The organism is Paenibacillus sp. 276b (assembly GCF_900107875.1).
Classification (GTDB): Bacteria; Bacillota; Bacilli; order Paenibacillales; family Paenibacillaceae; genus Paenibacillus; species Paenibacillus marchantiae.
The window spans coordinates 1,880,599-1,905,569 of record NZ_FNRR01000001.1 but is presented as its reverse complement, the minus strand read 5'-3'; the positions used below and the strand labels follow the sequence as shown (position 1 = coordinate 1,905,569).

Below are 24,971 nucleotides of genomic sequence, written 5' to 3'. Positions count from 1 at the left end.
CAGGAGGGAAAAGAGTCCTATGAAAGTGCTTATTATATTTGACCATCCTTACACAGCTAATTCTTCTGAGAATGTTCCTCATCATAGAAGCTATTCAGCAGCATTATTGGCTTCGGTTACTAGAGGGCTTCAATCCAGTGGACACAACGTAGATCTCATTGACTTGCACGCAGATGGATTTAATCCTGTGATGTCAGGGGCAGAACTCTCGGCGTGGAGACAAAAGAAAACCCTTGATCCTCTGGTAAAAGATTATCAAAAAAGATTGCTTGCAGCGGATCATATAATCTTTATTTTCCCAATATGGTGGGAAGCGATGCCTGCATCAACGAAAGGCTTTTTGGATAAAGTGTTTGCCAAAGGAATCATTTATGAGGAACCTAAAAAAGGTAGGCCCTTTGTTAGCCAGTTAAAAAAGCTTAAGGGAGTATCGCTATTAACAGTAATGGCCACTCCAGGGTTCTTCTATAGATGGATATTTGGTAATCCCATAACTAAAATACTATTTCGTGGTACATTTCGGAAAATGGGGTTTCACAAGTTGAAATGGTATAACTATGCTGGTATGGATGGTCGTACACTAGAAGTTAGAACGAAAGCATTAGAAAAAACAGAGAAGCGCTTTGCATCATTCTAGTCGATAACTCGAAATTTATTTGCAAATTGCAAGTAATGATGATGAACATGAGCAAAAAAACACTTTATTTCCTATGCACAGGCAACTCGTGTCGGAGCCAAATGGCTGAAGGTTGGGCTAAGAAATACCTGAGTGAGGACTGGAACATTTATAGCGCAGGAATCGAAGCACACGGTTTGAATCCAAAAGCAGTGGAAGCGATGAACGAAGTAGGTATCGATATTTCAAGCCAAACTTCGGACATCATTAACTCCGAGCTACTGAACAGTGCAGATTTCGTCGTCACATTATGCGGGGATGCGGCAGATAAATGTCCAATAACCCCTCCACAAGTGAAGCGAGAACACTGGGGATTCGATGATCCCACGAAAGCACAAGGTACAGAAGAAGAGAGATGGGCTGTATTCCAAAGGGTTCGTGACCAGATTGGGGAGCGCATGAAGACGTTCGCTGAAACAGGCAGATAACACAAACAGAGCTTTCCTGCAACTTAACATTATGGATCCAATACTTAGAGGGAGCAATAGCTGAGCGGGAATGGATTAAGAAGATTTAGAAAGCTTCGAATAACCACACCGTGATTATACCGTGGGAACCCAAAGAAGCCGTTAGTTATGACAGTTTAAAGAAGTGGACTGAAGTCTAGAGAGTGATGTGGTGGCAAGAGATTAACGCGAGTCATTAGTGGGGGTTCAAACTGCTGTTAAACATAACTCAAAAAGCAAAGGGTACCACCGCTGGTCTGAACAGATCAGCGGCTTTTTTATTACATTTTAAATTCATGGGGAAGAATAGGATGCATAGATCATAGCTAATGATGTGGTCTCATACGTTCCTCTCCAAATCGGTTAACTATGAGCCTGGCGATAAGCTTTTGGCGTCATATTGTAAGTCACTGCGAATTTTTGATAAAACGAATTCAGGTTGCTGATTTGAACCTTCTCGGCAATTTCTTGAATCGATAATGAAGTATTAGCCAAGTAATAACAAGCTAACTTCAATTTCAAAGAAACCTGAAGTTCTTTGAAATTCTTTCCCGATTTTTCCTTGATAAGATAAGAAAGGTATTTCGGATGATAACCAAACTGTTTGGATAATGACGATAAGGTGCAGTTCAAATATTCCTTTTCAATATAACGCAGGATATCCACTATATTGCCTGAAGAATCGTTGGATAACTGAATTTTCTGATTTTCGGAGTCATCCTGATATATACGCAGCAGCTCTGTAAAAATAATCACCAGATACGAGTTTATAATCTCACTTGAGTACATACGCAAGTCATAATACTCACAAAGCAAATCGGCAAACAAACGTTTAATTTTATGGTTTCCTTTAGTACGGAAGATCAGAAAGTTATCATGATTTTGACTGTTGGATATGGCTGAAAGGATTAGGTTGGATACAATGCTTTGTTTAGCTAATCGGCTGAGGAAATTACTTGATAAAAATTGGTCACTCATACTGATATTGATGACAAGATCGTTTTCCCCGATCTTGTTCTTCATACGAATAACGTCTTTATCAAAAACACAAACATCACCCTCCTTTAACGTTATGGTTTTATCATCCACCACATACGTGCATTCTCCTGAGTATATATAGTTCATATTGACATTGGTATGAACGTAAAGAGGAACGCTAGTAAAGCGAGAGTCCTTACTAATGGCGATTCCGGTTTCAATGACATTTAGAGGTTTAAAGCGATAGACCATATGCCCCCGGACATCTACCTGAATCATATCTTGGTAGATCGGGCTTACCGCATCCGGATTAGCCAAATACTTTTTTTCACTATCGGTGTATGATTTTAGAAAAAAATCCAATTGGTTATAGTCCATATCACTCAACCTTACCTTTTGATATAGTATAGCTTTCTTTATGATATTGTTACCGCTTCCAAAGCCTTTTACAATTTAAGTGTATCACTGGTCATACATTTTCCACAAATTGAAAAGTGATATTAAGTCAGGGAATAGGGGGAAGAAGATATGGACTACAAGCGTACAGGAAGTAACATCATAAAAGAAATCGGGGGCAGAGAGAATGTCAACCAGTTAACGCATTGCGCTACAAGATTACGTTTTACACTTCAAGATTCAGCTAAGGCAGATCAAGAGAAGATGAAGGCGATTCCTGGTGTCCTTGGAGTGGTTAACATCGGTGGACAGTTCCAAGTTATCGTAGGACAAGAGGTGGCGCGAATATACAATGAGATCGTTCCATTGTTAAGCGATAACACTTCTGACCAGGAAGAGATCAAAACCGAAGATTCAAACGTCTCTGCAAGAAAAGAGTCTATCATTTCGCGTTTGTTGGGTACGATCTCTGGGATTTTCACGCCCATACTGCCTGCTATCACTGGGGCTGCAATGCTCAAAACGCTTCTCATCATTTTAACGATGACTCATCTTATGTCCAAAGAAACACAAACCTACGCCATTCTTAACTTTGTTACAGATGCGGCTTTTTATTTCCTGCCGGTTATGCTGGCATTCTCGGCAGCAAACAAATTTAAGATGAATCCAATGATGGCTGTGTCCTTAGGCGGAGTTCTATTACACCCGAGTTTTGTGGCTATGGTAGAAGCCAAAGACCCTGTTTACTTTTTGGGGATACCCGTATCCTTGGTAAGCTATGGTTCATCCGTTATCCCGATTATTTTGGTGATTTGGGCTGCTTCTTATGTTGAACGGTTTGCGGATCGGGTAACCCCAAAATCAGTTCGTTTCTTTATGAAGCCGTTAATCACTTTACTTGTAATGGCACCGGTTGCCCTAATTTTTATAGCTCCACTAGGTAACATCGTCGGAACATATGTTGCGGTGGGAATTAATTTTTTGAATAACCATCTCGTGTGGATTTTACCTTTCATTTTTGGTATTTTCGGGCCGGTATTTATCATGCTGGGTATGCATTACGCTGTTACCATACCCATTGTCATTCAATCCATTACAACCTATGGGTTCGATATGATTGGCGCCGGATTTCTGGTAGCTAACGTTGCACAAGGTGCAGCTGCATTTGCGGTGGCCAGACACGTCAAGAATGATCCGGATTTTAAAGTATTGGCTAACTCCGCGGCTTTTACCGCTCTCCTCGGCGTAACAGAGCCTGCCATTTACGGGGTGAATCTCAAGCTGAAAAAACCATTTTATGCCGTACTGGTTGCCGGAGGAATTAGTGGATTGTTTGTTGGCCTTATGGGAGTTAAGAGACTGGCGCTTGCTCCGACTGGATTACTGACTCTACCCATTTTTGCAGATCCAAATCATGCGATGAATCTTGTGTATGCAATTATCGGTGCTATCATCAGTTTTATCCTGTCCTACTTCTTAACAACCGTACTGTTGAAAAAATCTAAACACTAAACATTAGAATTACAATCTTACTTTTTGTTATTTTTATTTGATCTTTTGACATTGTTCCATCACCTTAAGTCTTTATATGATAAGGATGAGGGTTCTGATTAAACCCCATTCAAAAATAGAAAAATGTAAATATTGATTGGAGGATATGAATATGAGAACAGGATTTTCGGAAGATTTCTTATGGGGCGGGGCAATTTCAGCATCCCAAGCGGACGGTGCCTATGACGTGATCGGAAAAGGTTTGGATACCCAAGACTTGCGTTATTTTGACAGCAACTGGACCAAAGAGGAGCGTGACCATCATCGTAACATCAACATGACTGGTGAGCGGTTCAAGCAAGCATTATTGGACAAAGATATGACTCATTACCCATTTCGCTGGGGAATTGATTTTTACAGCAACTATAAAGAGGATTTAAGATTGATGGAAGAATTAGGATTGAAAATCTTCCGGACATCCATTAACTGGGCTCGGATCTTCCCTAACGGTGATGATGCAGAGCCCAATGAGACAGGGATACAGTTTTACATTGATTTGTTTGATGAATGTCGCAAAAGAGGAATGAAAGTCTTTGCCACAATCCTGCATTACAATATTCCGGTTAACTTGGTTACGAAATACGGCGGCTGGAAAAACCGGCAAACCATCGAATTTTACTTGCGATATGCCAGAGTGCTGTTCGAAAGACTGGGAGATCGGGTGGATTATTGGCTGCCATTCAATGAGATCAATGCCGGCAAGTTTAACCCCTATAACGGTGTGTGCTTGATAAAAGATCAGGAAGAAGACTATGAAAATGCAATTTACCAATGTCTACATCACCAATTCATAGCGAATGCCCTAACCGTTAAGCTGGCGCACGAGATCCTCCCGGGCTCTAAGGTAGGCGGCATGATTGCCCGTTTCACGACTTATCCTGCGACCTGTAAGCCGGAAGACGTAATGCAGTCTATTTTAGATGAACAATATGCCAACTATTTTTATACGGATATTATGGCGCGAGGCAAGTATCCCGCTTATATGGAACGTTACTTTAATGACAACGACATCAATATCCATAAAGAAGCGGATGACGATAATATTTTGCGGGAATACACTGTTGATTTCCTGAGTTTTTCTTACTATATGTCCATGGTAGCGACAACCGATAAAAACTGGGATCGAACCGGCGGGAACCTAGTGACAGGAAACAAAAATCCGTATCTAAAAGCAAGTGATTGGGGCTGGCAAATTGACCCGATTGGTCTGAGGGTTTCTTTAAACCAAATGTACGATCGTTATCAACTGCCCATCTTCATTGCGGAAAATGGAATAGGTGCCCTTGATGAATTGAATGAAGGCGAAATTCATGATTCTTACCGAATTGACTATCTCAAGGAACATTTCAAACAAATGAAAGAGGCTATTATTGATGGAGTTGAATTAATCGGCTACACGATGTGGGGGATTATTGATATTGTTTCCTGTGGTACGATCGAAATGAGGAAGCGTTACGGTGTAATCTACGTTGACCGGGATGACCGTGGACAGGGTACGAATAAACGGTATAAAAAGGATTCATTTTATTGGTATCAGAATTGTATCAAAAGTAACGGTGAGCATTTAGAAGATTGAAGACAGTAATGGGATTAGAGGCAGACTTCTGCTAAGGAAAAGAGGAAACAACATGTTTGGATTTAAAAGAAAACAAGAACATACACTGGAGATTTTTTCCCCAATTCAAGGTACAACTCGTTCTTTGGATGAGGTAGAAGACGAAGCTTTTTCCAGCAGAGCGTTGGGCGACGGATTTGCAGTTGAACCTTCCGAAGGAAAAGTGACAGCGCCATTTTCGGGTAAGATTGCCCATATCATGGAGAAGAGCAAGCATGCACTCATTCTTGAGCACGATTCTGGTGTTCAAATTCTAATTCATGTCGGCATGAACACGGTATCTTTAAAAGGTGAAGGATTTACTGCTCATGTACAAACCGGAGATCGTGTCGTACAAGGTCAAGTGCTGCTTGAGTTTGATATTCCTTTAATCAAGAAGGCTGGATATGAACTATTGAGTCCAGTTATTGTTCCAAACGGCCAAGAAATAGTGAAAGAGGTACAGGTTTTAGGCAAGGGAGCAGACTTGATGATTGAGGTTAAGTATTGAAACCCAAGAAAAACTCTCTACAAGGAATTATACTTTCTTAAGAAGTAATCCAAACATTTTTTAAGTTTAAGAAACCTGTAGCCTATTAAACGGCTAAAGGTTTCTTATCGTTTAGTGGTTAAATGATGTGGTTCTCCATAATACTAATAGGACAAGCATGGACTTGATGAAGCTCTTTAGGTAGAGGAGGGGAAAGTAAGTTTTTATATCATATTTCTAATGATCGTTCGGTTTTTCTACCTGTAATAAAAGTGATGGCCCATAGCCCAAAAAAGCTAATCACTAGTTTGATGGTTAATTCCATAAACATATTTATCTAACCTCCCCAATGAACAAATCATTGATGAATATATACCCGGTCTATTGGATTGAAAACATACATAACATGTAAGTTTAGAGAAAAGAAAATGGAGCCTGCTATCCTTAAGATAGTAGGCCCCTAGTTATTATATTTCTTTGATATTGTCTGTATTTTTTTTGATCAAATGCTTTTAATTAATTTACTGCGGTTTTAGTTTTAGTGTTACCCTGCTGATTTTTTAAAGCCTCGACAGGTTCATCACTTACTTCCGCACGTTTAATGAAGAAAACTAATATTAATGCAACAATGTTAATGCCAAGTGCGATATAGAATGAATATTGAATTCCGGCTAGTAACGCTTCTTGGGTTAATAAAGCTTTATTGGCTGCTGTCAAAGTTGTTGGATCAACACCAGTCATTAAATCTTCAGCTTTTGTTTTTGTCACCGAGTTCATAATCGTAATCAGAATAGCCGTACCAATCGAACCGGACACTTGCTGAGCTGTATTGTTGACAGCTGTACCATGTGGATTTAAGCGTGTTGGCAATTGATTTAGGCCGTTTGTCATAATAGGCATCATCACCATTGCCATACCAAACATACGCAGAGTGTACACAAGGATAATATAAGTGTGAGTCGAGTCGATTTGTAGGTTTGCCAACATGTACGTTGAGATCGCTGTAATCGTAAGTCCGATTACGCCAAGAACACGTGGGCCGTATTTATCAAATAGTCTACCTGTAATAGGTGACATAATCCCCATGATTATCGCACCAGGCAACATCATTAAACCTGAATCAAGTGGTGTAATACCTCTTACGTTTTGTACGTATGCCGGTGTTAAAATCATTCCGGAGAACATCGCCACTGCGTTTACAATCGCAATAACAGAGCCAAGGGCAAACATCGGATACTTGTAAACCCGTAAATCCAATAATGGCGTCTCCATTTTCAATTGACGGACAACGAAGGAGATCAGAGCAATAGCTCCGACGATTAAAGTGATTAAGACAACTTGATCTGTCCAGCCATCTGAACTTGCAGAACTAAACCCATATAACAAACCACCAAAACCAATGGAAGATAATATGATCGAGAAATAGTCCAGTGTTGCATTTTTGTTTTGCTGCATTATATTTTTGGATTTCCAAATCCCTAATAGTAAACTAATGACGGCTAACGGTAAAATCATTTCGAAAAGCAAGCGCCAGTCATAATATTCTACAATGAAACCTGATAATGTTGGCCCGATTGCAGGGGCTGTAATCATAACTAATCCGAAAATACCCATTGCTGTTCCGCGTTTTTCGCGTGGGAAACTTACCAGCATAATATTCATTAACAGTGGTCCCATTACTGAAGAGCCTGCTGCTTGAACCATTCTTCCTGTAAGCAATATGCCAAAGTTTGGTGCAACGGCTGCTATGGCCGTACCTAAAGTGAAGATGGTCATGGAAGTAATAAACAAACTTCTATTGGAGAAACGTGTTAATAAAAATGCTGACGCCGGAATCAATATACCACTGACCAGCATATAGCCAGTAGAAAGCCACTGGATCGTGGAATAATCTTTAATGTTCAAATCCACCATGATGGATGGCAGCGCTACATTTAAGAGCGAGTTATTTAGAAATGAAACAAATGCACCAATAAAAAGAATCGCAATCATTAAATAGGGTGGTTTTTTTTCTTGTAAAGCTGAATCCATATATGTCTTTTCTCCTTTTTTACACTTCATTTAATCCCTTAGTCGTTTAAATATTTGTGTATAAACATCTATTTATTTAAATTTTTTTAAATCCTTTTTTCAGCAGTTCCATCTGCTCACCATAATTTTTTAAAGCTTCATCATAGGTTAAATCTTTTACGAATATTTGAATAAGGTTATCAAAGGTTACAGCTATAATGATTTTTAAAATATGCTGCAATTCTCGGTCCCCTTGTATATTTAAAGTTTCCGTATTCATTAACCCAATGATAGGTAAAAGATGGCTATCCCGATTTTCTTCATAAATGTTCTTCGTAAATGTTTTTTCCGTTTTATAATTCATATTTAAAAAGGCATTTCTAAAAAAGTTTTTGTGTTCTTGATTGGTGTGATTCTGAATCATAAATTGAAATGAATCGATAAAAGCTTCGAATATATCTCCGTTGTTCTCCTTTAAAGCTGCGATAAATCGGTCACTATTTTTTTGTGAGGACTGGTTCAACAGGTAATAATACAGATCCTCTTTTTCCTCAAAGTATTGATAAAAACTTCCTCTAGAGATCCCCGCGTCTTTGATGATATTGGCAATAGATGCTTCGTGTAATGGAACTCGAGAAAATTCCCTTTTAGCACATTGAATTAAAGTGTCCTGTTTATCTTTCGATAAGTGAAAAAATGTTTTTTTGGGCAAATATGATCCTCCAATCCTAATAAGTGACACCGTGTCACAATTGCTGATTAATGAATTATATATGACACTTGTGTCACAAGTCAACAATAAAAATGACACCGTGTCATATGTGGAAAAGGCACCTCATGATGCATGGGCTCGGAATCCGACGTTTCGTATAAAAATTCAACCTTGGAACTGGAAACACCGCAATAATCGGCTATTCCCACATTGAGCAGGAGTATGAGTTAACGGCTACGAGTGGGGATTAAAGCCCGCATTTCCGTGACTAGCGTGGACGTCTACGATTCCTACTTTATTGAAATTATAAAGGTATTTCAATAAAGTTGAAGAATACCCTATTAGAGATAGAATATTAATTTTAGAAGGGGAATGAAATGATTAAACGGCTTAGTAAGAATATACCGATATGGTTTCTTTTTGTAGGGATAGTGGTATTTATTCTACTGTGTATTAATTTTATTGAAATGAATACTAGAATTAATATGCTTGCATTGGTAATTTTAAATATTGCTAATACAATTCGATTGTGGAAGAATGAACGTCAGTCAGCAATGATGTTTTTATTGCTGGGTGTTTTGTGTACGTTCTTTCTTATCAGGTCTTTAATTTTATATTGATTCCGAAGATCGGGAATTATTCATTCATGATATAAGGGCACTTAAAAAAGCCGATAAACACAACAGCTTCTGTGTGTTTATCGGCTTTCTTATGATGTTCCTTTTCTTAGTAACTCTCCGGCCAATTGTAAAAATTGTGCTTTGGTTAATTCTTTGTCCCCAAAGCTGGAAAGTGTGTAATATGCATCTTGCTCTTCATTGTACCAGTTTAGGTAATGATAACTTACGGCATTTTTTTTCATACTGTTATAGACAACTTCCGTTCCGGCGACTAAAATTTTGTCCGTTGAATTCTCTTTCTCCTGCTCTACAACCATATTTCCTCCATTCATGAGGATGACAGAAATTCCGATATGGGCCTTTCCTTTTGAATATATTCCGCTAATGCTTAAAGGCTCTGACCATGCTACGGTCTTCATGAACACCTTTTGCCCTGAAGAAGATTTGGCAGCTTGAACTCTAAGATCACTATATACTTTCTGGTAATAGGAGTCTTCCTTTTGCACATCAATTGTTGGAAATTTTGGGTTTATCTTTCCGTACTCGAAGGAATAGCCCATGGCGGTTAGAGGCAGGTTAGGAGCTCCTGTACGTTTGATTTCCTTCAAGAAGTCGGAGTACGAAGTTATTTGCTGTTCTTTATACTCAAAACGTAGTCCAAGCTCTGTAATTTCTGAAATTCTGTCGCTTTTCACAAAAAAAGCGATTAATTCCCCCGGCTTAGCAAAGTCCTGTACCTGGGCAGCAGAATAATCATATACGTTTGCCGTGCCAGTAGCAGGTTCATCCGAAGCAACATGTTGGACCTTAACGACCCCGTCACGAGTAAAGAGCTGGATGTATTCCGAAGCGGCATAAGCGCTGACTGAGATTAGCAAAATGAGGGCGAGCATACCACCCATTGCAACTGTGCTTCTCGTTGTTTTTTTCAAGACCGAATGACGGCGGCTTTCAATTAAAGAGATTCTGCGCATTACCTGGCAGGTGACGTCGATTTCAGGCATCCTCTCGTTGCTCAATGCTTGTTTTAAATCTTGGTATTCATGGGCAACTCTGTTTCGTTCCAAACGAATTCCTCCTTCAATTTCATGGATTTCCGAATCTTCTGCTGGATCCGTTTCATTCTCTTTACAAGCGCATTAGGGTTGACCTTCAAAATGGTGCCGATCTCCGCGAAAGTCTTGTCTTCAAACACCCGAAGTATAAGCAAGTTTCGTTCCTCCAGTGATAATCGAGACAGTGCTGCAGCCCATAGAGGCTTGTACAATATATTATCCAGCTCCTGTTCGTAGCTTATTACAACGGATTCTAAGGAAATAATCTTCAATACATTAAGATAAATACGGCGTCTTCGCAGCAGATTCAGGCAATGATGATAGGCGATCCGATACAGCCAAGCCGAAAAATGATTCTCTTTCTTGTATTGATGCAGCGATTGATAGGCTTTGACCAATACATCCTGTACGGCGTCTTCAGCGTCTTGTCTGTTGCCCAGCAAACGGTAGCAATAGCGGAAAATCGGCTGTTGAAATATCTTGATGATCGCTTCATATTCGTTTGTATTTCCTTGTTGAATGTTGGAGATAAGCGTTTCCACTTCTTCTGAGTTAATGTATTCCTGCGGCGATGCCAACACCTCCTTGACCTTTTATCCCTATAACACTTGAAGACAAAGAAAAGTGCCTCCGAAAAATGATTTTGTTTTCTTATATTTATTCTAGATTTTAGTGGGGAAAAAACGTTAAATTCGTGTATAAGCCGAGCGGCTTAAGTCATATAAACAGAGGACGACACATTGTGGAGAGAAGCCATTCTATTAGTATGATCGGATTTAGTATGGAGATGTTTATTTTAGCCATGGGTGTTATATAACATATTGATGGGACATAGTAAACGTGATTGATATGTTTTCATTCGAGAATTGTTACTTAAACTGAATTACACTAGCTGGGACTAAAACTCGATAAAACTGTTGGGATTGTTGTTTTAATGAAGGTCGACTTAGTTAGAAGAGAAGTAGGGGGCGACATGGAAGAACGCACCGATTTTTGAAGTGGACGTATTAAATAAACCCCTATATGTTAGATGTGACTAACAGATTGGGGAGAGTAAGAGGGGGAAATCAGCTTCTAGATATAAGGAATATTTTTATGTATCCTCAGGTATTAATTTTAGGATTAACATATTAAAAGAAATACTTTACTTAATTGATTATTGATTGAATACGTTCAGCTGCCTTATAAATTTGTTGGTTAAAATTTTATAGGGCCATGAGCATAAGATGAAAATATTTTGACATCCCAATTCAAATATCGTAATATTACGATATAACGATTCAGGAGGGGTATTTTTGAATACAGAAGCTTTTGATAGCACTAATTTAAAACAGTTCGATGAACCTGCTAATCTACTGAAAGCTCTATCTCATCCAATTCGTCTGTGCATTGTGCGCGGGTTGATGCGAAAAAAGAAATGTAATGTTTCATATATGCAGGAGTGTCTAGACCTTCCCCAATCAACAGTGTCCCAGCATTTGCAGAAGCTACGCAGTGCAGGTATTGTAACGACTGAGCGCAATGGCCTTGAAGTAAATTACGTGCTTGCCGACCAACGGATTGAACAGATGATACCTATTTTGTTTGGAGAGGAAGATTGTGAATCATGAGTAAAAAAGTACTGATTGTGGGCGGAGTAGCGGGTGGTGCATCAGCAGCTGCCCGTCTGCGCCGCCTGGATGAACATGCCGAAATTATCATATTTGAAAAAGGACCCTATATATCGTTTGCCAATTGCGGCTTACCTTATTATATTGGTGGCTCGATCGAGGATCGAGAGCGTTTGCTAGTACAAACTCCCAAAGGTATGGTCGATCGATTTAATATTGATGTGCGTACGCGAAGTGAGGTCGTCGCTATTGATCCGCATACTCGTACAGTTCAGGTACAAAGCCAGGAGCGCGGTCAATATGAAGAAAGCTATGACGAATTGATTTTGTCACCAGGTGCCAAGCCAATTATTCCCGATCTGCCGGGTACGGATAATCCACTGATTTATACAGTGCGCAGCATTCCAGATATTGATCGCATCAAGGAACAAATAAGTTCTTCTAACAACATATCATCGATTGTTATAGGCGGGGGATTTATTGGTGTTGAAATGGCGGAAAATTTGAAGGAAGCCGGATTAGATGTAACGTTGGTAGAGGGTAATGGTCAGCTGCTCACACCATTTGATGCTGAGTTGGCAGCAGCATTGGCACAGGAAATGGAGCAAAATGGGGTAAAGCTGCTGTTTTCCAAGCGTGTACAGGGCTTTCGTTCACTTGAGCATGGCATTGGTGTTGAACTATCTGATGGTCATGTTCTGACAGCTGACCTGGTTATTCTTGCGATAGGAGTAACTCCAGATACAGCTTTTCTGAGAAATAGCGGAGTTTCCCTAGGAACACGTGGACATATTATGGTCAACGAAGCACTCGAAAGCAGTGTGCCACATATCTATGCTGTTGGCGATGCCATCGAAGTAACTGAAACCATTCATGGCACAAAGACAGCTATTCCGCTTGCTGGACCTGCCAACAAACAGGGACGAATTGTTGCAGATCAAATCGCCGGACTAAGTTCCATCTACAAAGGAACACAAGGAACGGCAATTATTAAAGTGTTTGGAATGACCGGAGCAACTACAGGTAGTAATGAGAAAACACTAAAACGTCTCGGCATCGATTATCGAACTGTAATTGTGCATCCTGCATCTCATGCATCGTATTATCCGGGTTCCAGCGCGATTACTCTTAAACTGCTGTTTACTCCGGTAGGTAAAATTTTAGGTGCACAAGCAATTGGTTATGACGGTGTGGATAAACGGATTGATGACATAGCTGTAGCCATTCATTTTGGGGGTCACATCAGTGATTTATCAGAGCTTGAGTTGAGTTACGCGCCACCGTATTCCTCTGCGAAAGATCCAGTTAATATGGCTGGTTATGCAGCTGAAAATATTACGGCTGGACGTGTTGAAACGTTCACCTATGATCAGCTAACTGAACGCCAGCCGGAGCAGTCGATATTGCTGGATGTACGCAGTGAGCTGGAGCATCGCAATGGGAATATTCCGGACTCCATAAATATTTCAGTGGATGAGCTTCGTCAGCGATTAGATGAATTAGACTCAACCAAAGATATTTGGGTATACTGCCAGGTTGGTCTGCGTGGATATACAGCTTCGCAGATTTTGCGTCAGCATGGCTTTAATGTGAAAAATCTGAGTGGAGGTTATAAGACATACCGCCAAGCACAATTTCGGCCTGCTCCAATTTCTACCGGAAACCATGATAATAATGATGGACAGGGTCAGAACAACAATCCGAAACATGCTGTAAAGGAAGCAGAGCTCTCCAATCCAATCTTTACAGAGCCACAGCGTATTGATAACGAGTTGAACGTGTGCGGTTTAAGTTGTCCCGGTCCGCTGATACAACTTAAGCAGAAAATGGATCAACTATCGAATGGAGAGACCCTACGGGTGAAAGCTTCCGATCCAGGATTTTATGAAGATGTGAAAGCATGGGCAACGATGTCTGGTTCCTCACTTCTACACTTGGAACGATCCAAAGGGGGTACTATTGAAGCTGTAATTGCCAAAAATACCGCGCAGACCGCATCGTCTGCTATGGAAACTCCTAAAGAGGAGCCTGCGAGCACGATGGTTGTCTTCAGTGGTGATCTAGATAAAGCGATTGCTTCTCTTATTATTGCAAATGGGGCAGCAGCAAGTGGACGTAAAGTAACCATGTTCTTCACTTTCTGGGGATTGAATATTATCCGTAAGCATCAGCCACAGCCTGTATCCAAAACAATGATTGGCCGCATGTTTGACATGATGTTACCGCGTGGCAGCCACAAGCTAGGCATGTCCAAAATGAATATGCTTGGAGTTGGCCCAAAGATTATTCGAGGCATTATGAAGAATAATAATGTTGCTTCTCTGGAAGAACTGATGCAGACCGCAACTGCGCAGGGAGTTGAGTTTGTCGCTTGCCAGATGTCCATGGATTTAATGGGGATTCAGCGTGAAGAATTAATGGATTCGGTTAACATCGGTGGAGTGGGTTACTATCTGGGGCAGGCAGCTCATGCAAATCATAATCTATTTATTTAAAATCGGTTTGTTAATAAAACCATTCAACTGTTCAGTGACATGTGTTATCTTAAAAAGCAAAAGCCCCTTCATTGCTGAAGGGGCTTAGATTCGTTTAGTACAATTACCGTTCGATTAAACGTAGTAAGGTATTTATGCGGACTCAGTCCCGCCAGTGTTGCCTTCACTTTTAGGTTCCATTAACATGATATGACATTCCTTTTCGGCGGAGGGTTTGATCTCAAGTCCCCTCGGGACAATAAACATCTCATCCTTGGAAATTCTCACCTGACCATCACGAAAATCAATGATCATCTCGCCTTCAATCACGAAAAATAACTTATCGGTTTCGGGATGAACATGCCATTCATAATCGCCAGCAATCTTAACAATTTTAAATTGATAGTCATTCATTTCACCAATTAATTGGGGTGACCAATTATCTTTTATTTTAGATAGTTCCTCGCTTAGTTTAATCGCTTGATAATGGATAGTAAGCCCTCCTTATTTTTTCACCTTCGATATAATGCTGCATACGCAACTCAAGACATGATGATGTTTTTCTTGGTCTGCCATAAGTATATTGATTTAATTTTCGCTTTAAAATGGATGCCTGTTGAAGTTAGGATGGATTATTGATGAACTTCCGTCGATATTCAGTAGGAGAAAAACCAAATTGTTTCTTGAACACTTTACTAAAATAAAAAGGGTCAGCAATTCCAACCGCTTGTGCAATTTGCTGTACTGGCACATCACTTGTAAATAGCATTTTTTGTGCCATGTTTATACGGTATTTTAATAGATATTCTGCCGGGCCCATCCCTGCATGTTTTTTGAATACGTAAGAAAGTCGATTTCGATTAACGTTATATTGTTCTGCGAGCGATGTTATGGTAAGGCCATGATAGTAGTATTCATGAATATAATTAGATACCCGTTCGAATAAAGTATGTGATTCACTACTCATTTGCCTATTCGACACACTTATTAAGGCTTCGTTCAGCACATCGCGAAACAGCATTTCAGTCTGAAATTTTGAAATGCCTCCACGCTGATTATACACATGCCAAAGCTGCATAATTAATTCGATAAGACGAGGGGATTGTCCCGTTGATAATTCAAAATGCTGATGGGAAAAGCTTGACTCTTCTAGTTCTGAGCTACATATACGGTATAAAACAAGGATATATTCCCAGTTGGAGTTATCAAACGTTTTTTCATTCAATTTCATTTTTGCACCACCATGCACCACTTTTCCTGGCGAAAGAATATAAGGTGTTCCATTAAATTGAAATTGTATCTTTCCTGTAAGGGGAAACACAAATCCAGGAAAAGAGTCGGTATAGTCAGCGTGATTCACTCCTGGATTTGTAGCATATCTATATATTCCCTCTACTTGAAAAGGAATGTGTGCAAAATGTTCTGCTAACTGATTCACATCTATTTTCACGTTGTGTACCTCATTTCGATAGTAACTCACTCCACATTATTGATAACAATTCTCATTGTCAACCTATTTAAACAATAGTTTCATCGATGTTGAAACTTTAGCTTATGCGAACTATAGCTAAATAAAATGAAGAAGGCAGACGATCAAACGTGATCGTCTGCCTTTTTTGGGTTCAACGTTCTAATTACATGAAATTCAAAAGTTTTGTCTTTAGGAAAAGACTTATCTTAATAATTTTCTCCGCGATAATAGCGCTCCAGTTTGTGATCCAAATGAACGAGCTGCGCTTTTTTCTCCTCGATATCTTCCAGCAACTTTTGCCTTTGATCTTGAATCAGTTTGGTTCTTTCCGGCAGAGTCGAGGTTCCTTCATTTACTTTGTCATAATACGTTTTGATATCCTCCACACTCATCCCGGTTTCGCGAAGACATTTGATAAAAACCAGCCAGTTCAGATCATCTTCCGTGTAAAGACGGTTATTCTGCTCACTTCGCGCAGCAGGCTTCAACAGGCCCTTTCTTTCGTAAAAGCGTATCGCCCCGATAGCGATATCGACTTTCTTCGCTACTTCTCCAATCGTTAACATGTTAACCCTCTTTTTTATCAAAATTTATAGTTGACCTACACTAAGTGTAGCATAGTAACTTATGTATTGTTAATGAAATCAAATTAGAGAAATGAGGATTCACATGAAGAAGACCGCTTTTGTAACTGGAGCAAATAAAGGAATCGGATTCGAAATCGTTAAGCAGTTAGGACAAGCCGGCTGGAAAGTCGTCCTTGGTGCACGCAGCGTTGAACGGGGCGAAGCAGCTGTTACCGAGTTAACTTCTGAGGGGTTAGACATAGAATTTGTGCAAATTGACATGAGTGACTTGGAAACTATCGAAAGGGCAGCCGATATGATTGCCAAGGATTATCCGTACTTAACACTTTTGATCAATAATGCGGGTATGCCGGGTGCTTTCGCCCGTTCTTTTACGGATACCAAAGAAGAGAATCTGAGGAGCGCTTTTGAAGTCAACTTTTTCGGAACCTTTCGTCTGAACCAGCGTTTGTTCCCGTTAATCAAAGATAACGAAGGCACAATCGTTAATGTATCGACCGACATGGCTTCTCTGGATCATATGCAAAATGCTGGATTTGCTTTAAACGCATTCGATTATAACTCATCCAAAACGGCCAACAATGCTATGACAGTTTCGATGGCTTATGAACTTAAAAGCAGCAGGGCTCAAGTATTTGCGGTAACGCCTGGATTCACATCAACAGACCTCAACGGAAATGCTGAAGGCGGTAAATCAAAAGAGGCAGCTGCTGCGATTATCGTGGGTTATGCGACAGATGGCAAACATCATAACGGCGAATTCTTGAATGAGCAAGGCGTGTACGCCTGGTAATCCACATCTGCAAAGCAATGGTATTCAAATGTATTTTGGTTAGAGTAACATTCAACGGCTAATCAAAGGGGTAAAATGGCGCGAATTAATTTGGAAGGACAAGAACGAAGTGTTAAAACGCTTTGTCATTATGTTGTGGTAAAGCTATATACTCGTTAAGTAACAGACATATTAAGCCGGGGCACCCGCTTAGTATGTCTGTTTTTCCGTAATCCTCCAGCTAATTCTTGTTATTTGCAAGCTAATGTTTTATATTGACATAAGAGTAGGTCAAAAATAAAAGAGGTGAGCGGACGAGATGACTCCACGCACAAAAGAACAAAACGAAGAGATCCGGCTGCGGCGCCTGGCGCAAATTCGTAAAGCCGCTGCCGATGTGTTTTTGAATAAAGGGTCTTTACTCGAAATCCGAGATGTGGCCATTGAGGCGGGACTCGGATATGGCACGGTATACCATTATTACAGTAATAAAGGCGATTTGCTCCACGATCTGCTGTGGGATGCGTTGGAGCGGGCCGGGGGAGCACCGGCAGCCCCACACGCTTCGAATTCGGGGGATGAGCCAGCGAATGGGCTCCTCGCCTTTGCTTCTGCGGCGAATACCGGAAACTTTGCTGTCGCGGATTCCCAAAGCGGAAACTACGAAACGACCGCTTCCGCAGAACTTGGCCCCGTCGCGGCAGCCAGCGTCCAGTTGCTGCAGCTTTGGGCGGAGGACCACGCCATATACCTGCTGTATAAGCTGGCTCTTGAGGGGTTTGCCTCGCTACCTGAAGCACGCTCGACCAAGCTTATGGCTGCTTTTCAAGATGAGGTGCTCTCGCCGTTTGCTGCGCTGGTGGACACCGGGCGTGCGGCAGACGAGGATGATGCTTCCGGCGGAAACGCGGCGGAGCAGCCGTATCGGTTACAGCGCGCGGAAATGCTGATGGCTGCCTTGGTTGGGTGCGCCTCGCTTTCGCTGCGTCGCGAAAAGTTGCACGAGGAGGCAGGGGATATCGTCGGTTTTTTAAAATTATAGGATGCCTAAGGAGTGAATATACAAAAGATGATCATTATAAAATCACCTAGGGAAATTGAAGAAATGAAGCCGGCGAGCCAAATCGTTGCGGACTGTTACCGCGAGGTGACCAAACTAATCGAGCCTGGCATCACCACACTAGAAATCAATGATTTTGTTGCCAGGCACATCACCAAGCTGGGTGGCAAGCAGTTTACGAAAGGCTATAATGGTTTCCCCGCCGAAACCTGCATTTCGATCAACGATGTGGTGGCCCACGGCATTCCTTCGAAACGGGTAATCATGGATGGAGACTTGCTAAAACTCGACATCGTCGTGGAATACGGGGGATGGTTCGGCGATTCGTGTGTGAGCTATGCGGTAGGCAATATTCGGCCGGAAGTGCAAAAGTTAATGAAGGTGACAAAGGAATGCTTGGATCTGGGAATTGCTCGGGCTATACCCGGAGGCCGGCTCGGCGACATAACGTCGGCGATTCAAAAGCATGCGGAAGCGCATGGGTACTCGGTGGTACGTGATCTGTTGGCACACGGGATTGGGCGGAGCCTGCATGAGGAACCGACCTATGAGCATATCGGCGTAGCCGGCAAAGGCATTCGATTAAAAGAAGGCATGGTGTTTACGATTGAACCGATGATCAACGAAGGAACGTTCCGTATCACGATCGACGACGATCAGTGGACGGCGAGAACGGCCGACGGCAAGTTGTCGGCACAATATGAGCATACGATCGCAATCACCTCGGATGGACCGCTGATTTTAACGGCTCAGTAATAGTAAATTTACGAATCTAAGAAAACCGCATTGTTATGCGGTTTTTTTATTATGACTTGGGTATCATGTCCAGGATAGCGCAATTGTTAAGTGTTAATATCATTTGTAATATAGAAGAATACTAGCCATACTTAATACTTAAGTTACATGGGGATTTCTTACAAGGAGGCAACTTGCAATGCATTATGACGTAATTGTAATAGGAGCAGGTTCAATGGGGATGGCGGCGGGTTATTTTTTATCCAAGAGTGGGAAAAGTACACTATTAATAGATTCCTTTAACCCGCCCCATAACAAAGGCAGTCATCACGGAGAGACAAGAATCATTCGGCACGCGTATGGTGAAGGTGAAAATTATGTTCCGTTGGCACTCAAGGCTCAAGAATTATGGAATGACTTAGAGAAAGTGTCGGGAAAACAATTATTTCTCCCTACTGGGGTTATAAATGTGGGTTACGAGAAAACAGATTTTATCCAAAATATCATTTCAAGCTCAAAAACCTATTCATTACCACTTGAGATTTTAGATTCCAATGAAGTAAATAAGCGCTGGCCAGGCATCAATTTACCGAACAATTACATTGGTTGCTACGAACCAACCTCAGGAGTGTTGAAATGTGAGGAATGCATTGAAGCATATCGAGAACTCGCAGAGCAAAACGGAGCTACCGTCATAACCAATAGTAAAGTAAAAGAAATTATGGTTCATGATAAAAGAGTTACCATCAAGACCGAAAATCATACTTTTAGTGCTAATGCGTTAGTAGTTTCAGCAGGGGCCTGGTCAGGAAGTCTCCTTTCCATGTTGGATCTAAATCTTCCTCTTAATCCTATAAGAAAAACATTTGCCTGGTTTGATACTAAAGATGATTTATATAATCATAAGGAGTTCCCAGCCTTTTCGTTTGAAACATCTCACGGACATTATTATGGTTTCCCAAGCATTGATGGTTCCGGATTAAAATTAGGCCGACATGATGGAGGAGATACAATCAATCCAGATGAAGCCATCCTGGAATTTGGTGAACTAGAGGAAGACACGACAGATTTAAAACAATTTTTGCAACACTATATGCCCTCAGCACAAGAATTGAAGTTCGGTAAAACGTGTATGTATACAATGACTCCTGATGAAGATTTTATTATCGATACACATCCTAACTATCCTAACGTTGCCATTGCATCAGGTTTCTCAGGACATGGCTTTAAATTTAGTAGTGTAGTTGGACAGATTTTAAGTGATTTGATTATATCAGGGAAAACGGAACATAACATTTCTCCATTTTCAATCAATCGATTTTAAGAATCCATTCAAGAGAAATTTTATGTGCTGCCACTCGTATGCAGTGCGAAAACAATCTAGCGATAAAAAAATACAAAGACCGGTCTTCTTTTAATAGAAGTTCGGTCTTTTTTGCATTTACAGAATATTAACACGATGCAGATATGGACCTGATTTTTAACCCGTAACATAAGTATTAGATGTGGGAACGGTCCCACATTCAGCAAAACGCGCATAACGTAAGTCATGAAGATAACGAATTAATGAAAGGTGGTGCGGCGCAATGAAGCTGCTGGATCTACAAGGATACGCATCTCCGAAGGATTCCAAAACACATATCCGCATTCCTTTTGAGTTGGAAGAGGGCTGCGTGAAGCTGAACCTGCGATTACAATATACGCCGAAGACGCTTGAGAATCGGGAGAATGCGCTACGGCTGCTCAAGGAAAGTTACGATCTATACATTTTGCCGGAACATCGGGAATACGCGATTGCCAATGCTGATCGGCATCTCCCTCTGAAAAATCTGATCACACTCTCGCTGGACGATGCTCGCGGATACCGAGGGGCGTGCCACCGCCAAGACGAGGTGCAGGATCTATATATATCGGAGAGAGAAGCTTCTCCCGGCCTTATGGCGGGCGAGCTGGTTCCGGGGCCCTGGAGCGTCACATTGAGCCTGCACTGCATCGTGACCGATACGTGCACTTATCGGCTGGAAGTCTGGACGACAGAGGAGGACTCGATATGAAGTGGTTCGCCTGTGAACTGCATACACATACGCTGCACAGCGATGGCAGTCAGACACTGGGAGAACTGACAGCGGGAGCAGCCAATCTGGGCTTCGACGCCATCGCGCTGACCGATCATAACACGATGTCCGGCTTGAGCGGCAAAGAGGAAATCGAACAGAAATACGGACTACGAATCATTCCCGGTATGGAGTGGACAACTTTTTACGGTCATATGGTGACGATAGGACTTAGCGCTTTTGCCGACTGGCGTCAAGCGAATAGGGATGGAATTGATGCGGGGATCGAGAACGTGCATCGACTCGGTGGAATCGCCGGGCTTGCTCATCCCTTCCGAATCGGCAGTCCTGCCTGTACCGGTTGCTTCTGGGAATACGAGATTGGGAACTGGTCCGCTGTCGATTACATCGAAGTCTGGTCCGGCACGTTCCCTTCCATTCAGACGAACAATCGGCGAGCTTTTGATCTGTGGACTCACAAGCTGAACGAAGGATATCGGATTGCAGCCACTTCAGGCAGGGACTGGCATGCGCAGGGAGAGACAGACGATCCGATCTCAGTTACTTATCTCGGGATTGAGGACGACGCAGTGGCGGGGAACGGAGGCTCGACAGCCCTTTCGCTCCATGAAGAAACGCTTATCCAAGCGCTGCGGGAAGGGCGCGCGTCGGTAACGATAGGTCCTCTGCTGACCTTGACGCTGGAAGCTGGAGATGCATTGTATGCAATCGGCTCTACCGTTCCAACGGTAGTCGAGAGACGGGAAGCTGCAGAGGATCCGGTCCGGGTGAACTTGACGCTGGACTTCTCGGTACGCACCGGACTCTGGTCGCTACAGAAGCAGGTCTGCAGATTGAAGCTATGTTCCAATCTGGGCGAGGAGCTTAATCTTGAAGTTCCGTCTTCATCGGAAAAACAGATGATGCAATTTGAAGCCCAACTGAGGGATTCCACTCCAGATATCCCCCGCAGGTGGATTCGCGCTGAGCTGTGGGGAACCGTACGAGGAGTCCATGTACTGATCGCCTTTACCAACGCGATCTATTTCGAAGAAGGAGGATACCCGCGATGAACAAATTCCCGCTGATCACAGCCCATACTGGCTGTATGGGCCATCCCGATCATTCTTTCGAGTCACTTCAGGCAGCCCTAACACTTGGCGTAGATATTTACGAAGACGATATCCGTTCGACTCGGGACCATGTGCCGGTGCTTGCCCACGATGACAATATCACTTTGGCAGATGGAAGCTGCGGCAGTCTTGCAGAAATGACACTGAAGGAGTTGAACACCGCTAGACTATCGCCTATTCCAACACTTCAGGATGTGCTTGAGCAGATACGCGCAGCCGGTAAAGTGATGAACCTTGATATCAAAACAGACATCGCTCTGGAGCCGGTCTCAGCTCTGGTGAATCGGATGGGTATGGCGGAGATGGTGTTTCTCAGTGGCTGCGATTACGGGTCAGCGGTTAAAGCTAGTCGTTACGCTCCAAGCATACGCAGGCTTCTTAATGTGAACAAGCAAAGCTTCGGCAGTCTGAGCTACGACGAGGCAGTGTTCCAGGCGTGTGCAGATGCTCGCGAAGCCGGCTGCTTTGGGATTAACGTGCCGTATCAGGTCGTTCAGCCAGAACTTATGGAAGCTGTGCAGCGGAGCGGTCTGGCTATCTACGTCTGGACGGTTTCAGAGGCGGACGATATGCGGCGACTTGCACAGTTGGGCGTCGACTCGATAACAACCCGTGATCCGGCGAAGCTAATTGCCGTCCGGGAAGAGACGGATTTTGCAAAGGAGAATAGGGATTGGACAATAAGCTGAATCATAGTTTGCGGGAGCTGGCCCAACTGGCTGGTGTATCGAAATCGACTGCTTCTCGGGTTATCTCCGGAAACGGATATGCGAGTCCTGAAGTCCGGGATCGCGTTCTCAAGGCGGTCGAGCAGCTTCGCTACAAGCCGAGCGCCGTCGCCCGAGCGATGGTCGCCAAGCGCACGTACAACATCGGAGTCATCGTTTTCCGTGACAGGCTGCCGATCGTGTCCCACACGCTGTATGGCAGAATCATTGACGAGATACTGATGTCCGCTGAAGAGATGGGCTACTCGATTTTCCTGAAGACCGATAGGGAAATGTCGCTGCGCTCCACCGATTATATGCTGGAACAGCGGGTGGATGGACTCATCCTGGTCAGCCGGCTGCAGAAGAACGTCATCGATTACGTCAAGAACTTCAATATCCCTTATCTGATGGTGAATGGATCGACGGAAGATCCGGACGTCGTGCATCTCGTGAGCAACGATGAAGCCGGTGGAGAACGGGCGGCACAGCATTTATATGACTGCGGACACCGCAAATTCTTTATCATCGCTGGACCGGGCGAGCATCGGAGCCACTCGCTGCGATTGGAGGGCTTCCGAAAACGGCTGGAGTCCCTCGGCGTTAGTTCTGAACAGGACGGATTTACCGTTGTCGAGTCATCGGAATCGAGCTTCGATTCCGGTCGGAAGTTGATGGAGGAGCATTATGCGGCATTCCGGGATGGACGATACAGCGCTCTGTTCAGTACAAATGACATGCTTGCACTGGGTGCGATGAAGGTGCTTCTGGAGCGCGGAGTCCGCGTTCCGGAGGAAGTATCCGTTATGGGCTACGACAATACCGAAGTGGCCGGAATGTACCACCCATCACTGACTACCGTCAGCGTGGATGCATCTGGTATTGGCCGAGACGCGGTATCGATTCTGGATCGCCTGATTAGCGGCGAGGGGAGCGTGCCGCGCCTGATTGAATACGAAAGCGAAGTGATTGTTCGTCAATCGACAAATGGAGGGGAGGACGGAACATGTCTTGGTACTGGAAACACGTAGGTCCGAGAAGAATAATCGAATTTGTGTTGCTGACCGTGTTCGCCATTTTTTTCGCAGGTCCGCTGGTCAACCTGCTAGTGCTTGCCTTTAGTGAAAAGTGGAATTATCCGGATATTCTGCCCCAGGTATGGGGCTTCAAATGGTGGGAGTTCGTACTGGCAAAGGACGATATTGTCTCGTCGATCTCACTGTCGTTCCTCATTGCTACTCTGGTGACCCTGCTGTCCATCGTCGTCTGCATCCCAGCAGCGTATGCCTTCGCAAGACTCCAGTTTCCGCTGAAGCGGATGTTCTTGTTCTCGTTCCTGCTGACGCATGCTTTTCCGAAAATGGGGTTGTACGTCTCCATCGCGGTTCTTTTCTACCGGATTGGACTCATGAACACGCTGCTCGGCGTTGTGCTGATCCATATGATTAATGTGTTGATGTTCATGACCTGGATTCCGACCTCCGCCTTTCGCAACGTGCACCGGGCGCAGGAAGAATCGGCGCGGGACGTTGGGGCAAGCCCGTTCAAAGTGTTCCGCAGCATCACCCTGCCAATGGCGATGCCCGGCATCATGGTCGCTTCGATCTTCACGTTCCTCAATTCGCTCGACGAAGCGCAGGGCACGTTCCTGGTTGGTATTCCCGATTACAAAACAATGCCAATCGTCATGTACTCCATTATTTCCGACTTTCCGAGCAGCGCCGGAGCCGTATTCTCGATCATCCTGACGCTGCCTACTATTATTTTGCTAGTGGCAGCTCAGCGGCTGGTGAGCGCGGACGTGCTGGCGAGTGGTTTTCAAATGAAATAAAAATATTTC

24 protein-coding genes are annotated in these 24,971 nt (G+C 43.0%); 16 read left to right on the top strand and 8 right to left on the bottom strand.

Translation table 11 applies throughout. The annotated features are described in order from the left end of the window. Positions 1 to 19: 19 nt before the first annotated feature. Positions 20 to 637: an NAD(P)H-dependent oxidoreductase gene (locus BLV50_RS08015; RefSeq protein ID WP_079693805.1), complete on the top strand. Its 618-nt coding sequence runs from the start codon at positions 20 to 22 to the stop codon at positions 635 to 637. A gap of 47 nt (positions 638 to 684) precedes the next feature. After that, entirely contained in the window at positions 685 to 1,104 is a 420-nt protein-coding gene (gene arsC / locus BLV50_RS08010) for an arsenate reductase (thioredoxin) (RefSeq protein ID WP_090806876.1), read from the top strand. A 381-nt stretch (positions 1,105 to 1,485) separates the two neighbouring features. Here the strand turns inward: arsC and BLV50_RS08005 are convergent, their stop codons facing one another. Next, positions 1,486 to 2,478, bottom strand: a complete 993-nt coding sequence (locus BLV50_RS08005; protein WP_090806874.1) for an AraC family transcriptional regulator — start codon at positions 2,476 to 2,478, stop codon at positions 1,486 to 1,488. A 150-nt stretch (positions 2,479 to 2,628) separates the two neighbouring features. Here BLV50_RS08005 and BLV50_RS08000 point away from each other — a divergent pair, with 150 nt between their 5' ends. The 3 genes from BLV50_RS08000 to BLV50_RS07990 all read left to right on the top strand — a co-directional run bounded on the left by BLV50_RS08000 (position 2,629) and on the right by BLV50_RS07990 (position 6,152). Continuing rightward, positions 2,629 to 4,008 (top strand): PTS transporter subunit EIIC, encoded by a 1,380-nt coding sequence (locus BLV50_RS08000; protein WP_090806872.1) that lies wholly within the window; start codon positions 2,629 to 2,631, stop codon positions 4,006 to 4,008. A 151-nt stretch (positions 4,009 to 4,159) separates the two neighbouring features. After that, positions 4,160 to 5,623: a glycoside hydrolase family 1 protein gene (locus BLV50_RS07995; protein ID WP_090806870.1), complete on the top strand. Its 1,464-nt coding sequence runs from the start codon at positions 4,160 to 4,162 to the stop codon at positions 5,621 to 5,623. A gap of 52 nt (positions 5,624 to 5,675) precedes the next feature. Further along, positions 5,676 to 6,152 carry a PTS sugar transporter subunit IIA gene (locus tag BLV50_RS07990; protein WP_063562636.1) on the top strand — a complete coding sequence of 159 codons (477 nt, stop codon included), beginning with the start codon at positions 5,676 to 5,678 and terminating at the stop codon, positions 6,150 to 6,152. Between the two features lie 495 nt (positions 6,153 to 6,647). Here the strand turns inward: BLV50_RS07990 and BLV50_RS07985 are convergent, their stop codons facing one another. The 4 genes from BLV50_RS07985 to BLV50_RS07965 form a co-directional block, all read right to left on the bottom strand. Next, on the bottom strand, positions 6,648 to 8,162 hold the full coding sequence (locus tag BLV50_RS07985; RefSeq protein WP_063562635.1) for a DHA2 family efflux MFS transporter permease subunit: 1,515 nt from the start codon (positions 8,160 to 8,162) through the stop codon (positions 6,648 to 6,650). A 76-nt stretch (positions 8,163 to 8,238) separates the two neighbouring features. After that, the gene (locus tag BLV50_RS07980) at positions 8,239 to 8,853 is read right to left on the bottom strand and encodes a TetR/AcrR family transcriptional regulator (RefSeq protein WP_063562634.1); all 615 of its coding nucleotides are present in this window, start codon (positions 8,851 to 8,853) and stop codon (positions 8,239 to 8,241) included. Between the two features lie 709 nt (positions 8,854 to 9,562). Further along, entirely contained in the window at positions 9,563 to 10,540 is a 978-nt protein-coding gene (locus tag BLV50_RS07970) for a hypothetical protein (RefSeq protein WP_090806867.1), read from the bottom strand. After that, positions 10,501 to 11,109 (bottom strand): RNA polymerase sigma factor, encoded by a 609-nt coding sequence (locus BLV50_RS07965; RefSeq protein ID WP_240321261.1) that lies wholly within the window; start codon positions 11,107 to 11,109, stop codon positions 10,501 to 10,503. Before BLV50_RS07965 ends, BLV50_RS07970 begins: the two co-directional genes overlap by 40 nt. 714 nt (positions 11,110 to 11,823) lie before the next feature. Between BLV50_RS07965 and BLV50_RS07960 the strand changes: the two genes are divergently transcribed. After that, complete coding sequence (locus tag BLV50_RS07960; RefSeq protein ID WP_064637503.1) at positions 11,824 to 12,138, top strand: ArsR/SmtB family transcription factor; 315 nt, start codon at positions 11,824 to 11,826, stop codon at positions 12,136 to 12,138. Then, positions 12,135 to 14,633, top strand: a complete 2,499-nt coding sequence (locus BLV50_RS07955; protein WP_090806865.1) for an FAD-dependent oxidoreductase — start codon at positions 12,135 to 12,137, stop codon at positions 14,631 to 14,633. Before BLV50_RS07960 ends, BLV50_RS07955 begins: the two co-directional genes overlap by 4 nt. A gap of 132 nt (positions 14,634 to 14,765) precedes the next feature. On the opposite strand, the gene BLV50_RS07950 is transcribed toward BLV50_RS07955, so the two are convergent. The 3 genes from BLV50_RS07950 to BLV50_RS07940 all read right to left on the bottom strand — a co-directional run bounded on the left by BLV50_RS07950 (position 14,766) and on the right by BLV50_RS07940 (position 16,649). After that, entirely contained in the window at positions 14,766 to 15,104 is a 339-nt protein-coding gene (locus tag BLV50_RS07950) for a cupin domain-containing protein (protein ID WP_090806863.1), read from the bottom strand. Between the two features lie 130 nt (positions 15,105 to 15,234). After that, positions 15,235 to 16,062, bottom strand: a complete 828-nt coding sequence (locus BLV50_RS07945) for a helix-turn-helix transcriptional regulator (RefSeq protein ID WP_063562627.1) — start codon at positions 16,060 to 16,062, stop codon at positions 15,235 to 15,237. Positions 16,063 to 16,289: 227 nt separating this feature from the next. Then, positions 16,290 to 16,649, bottom strand: a complete 360-nt coding sequence (locus BLV50_RS07940; RefSeq protein ID WP_063562626.1) for a MerR family transcriptional regulator — start codon at positions 16,647 to 16,649, stop codon at positions 16,290 to 16,292. Positions 16,650 to 16,752: 103 nt separating this feature from the next. On the opposite strand from BLV50_RS07940, the gene BLV50_RS07935 reads away from it, so the two are divergent. The 9 genes from BLV50_RS07935 (at position 16,753) to BLV50_RS07895 (ending at position 24,962) form a co-directional block, all read left to right on the top strand. Beyond that, positions 16,753 to 17,463 (top strand): SDR family NAD(P)-dependent oxidoreductase, encoded by a 711-nt coding sequence (locus tag BLV50_RS07935; RefSeq protein WP_072733155.1) that lies wholly within the window; start codon positions 16,753 to 16,755, stop codon positions 17,461 to 17,463. A gap of 298 nt (positions 17,464 to 17,761) precedes the next feature. After that, positions 17,762 to 18,484 (top strand): TetR/AcrR family transcriptional regulator, encoded by a 723-nt coding sequence (locus BLV50_RS07930; RefSeq protein ID WP_090806861.1) that lies wholly within the window; start codon positions 17,762 to 17,764, stop codon positions 18,482 to 18,484. Positions 18,485 to 18,511: 27 nt separating this feature from the next. Continuing rightward, entirely contained in the window at positions 18,512 to 19,258 is a 747-nt protein-coding gene (gene map, locus BLV50_RS07925) for a type I methionyl aminopeptidase (protein WP_064637514.1), read from the top strand. A gap of 178 nt (positions 19,259 to 19,436) precedes the next feature. Continuing rightward, positions 19,437 to 20,561 carry an N-methyl-L-tryptophan oxidase gene (gene solA, locus BLV50_RS07920; RefSeq protein WP_090806859.1) on the top strand — a complete coding sequence of 375 codons (1,125 nt, stop codon included), beginning with the start codon at positions 19,437 to 19,439 and terminating at the stop codon, positions 20,559 to 20,561. Positions 20,562 to 20,823: 262 nt separating this feature from the next. Further along, positions 20,824 to 21,291, top strand: a complete 468-nt coding sequence (locus BLV50_RS07915; RefSeq protein WP_090806857.1) for a hypothetical protein — start codon at positions 20,824 to 20,826, stop codon at positions 21,289 to 21,291. After that, positions 21,288 to 22,364, top strand: coding sequence for a CehA/McbA family metallohydrolase (locus BLV50_RS07910; RefSeq protein ID WP_090806855.1), 1,077 nt, complete (start codon positions 21,288 to 21,290; stop codon positions 22,362 to 22,364). Before BLV50_RS07915 ends, BLV50_RS07910 begins: the two co-directional genes overlap by 4 nt. Continuing rightward, complete coding sequence (locus BLV50_RS07905) at positions 22,361 to 23,113, top strand: glycerophosphodiester phosphodiesterase (RefSeq protein ID WP_090806853.1); 753 nt, start codon at positions 22,361 to 22,363, stop codon at positions 23,111 to 23,113. Before BLV50_RS07910 ends, BLV50_RS07905 begins: the two co-directional genes overlap by 4 nt. Continuing rightward, a complete protein-coding gene (locus BLV50_RS07900; RefSeq protein ID WP_090806851.1) occupies positions 23,098 to 24,162 on the top strand; it encodes a LacI family DNA-binding transcriptional regulator in 1,065 nt (354 codons plus the stop codon). The genes BLV50_RS07905 and BLV50_RS07900 overlap by 16 nt, the downstream gene beginning before the upstream one ends. After that, entirely contained in the window at positions 24,138 to 24,962 is an 825-nt protein-coding gene (locus BLV50_RS07895; RefSeq protein ID WP_076289304.1) for an ABC transporter permease, read from the top strand. The genes BLV50_RS07900 and BLV50_RS07895 overlap by 25 nt, the downstream gene beginning before the upstream one ends. The last annotated feature ends 9 nt before the right edge of the window (positions 24,963 to 24,971 follow it).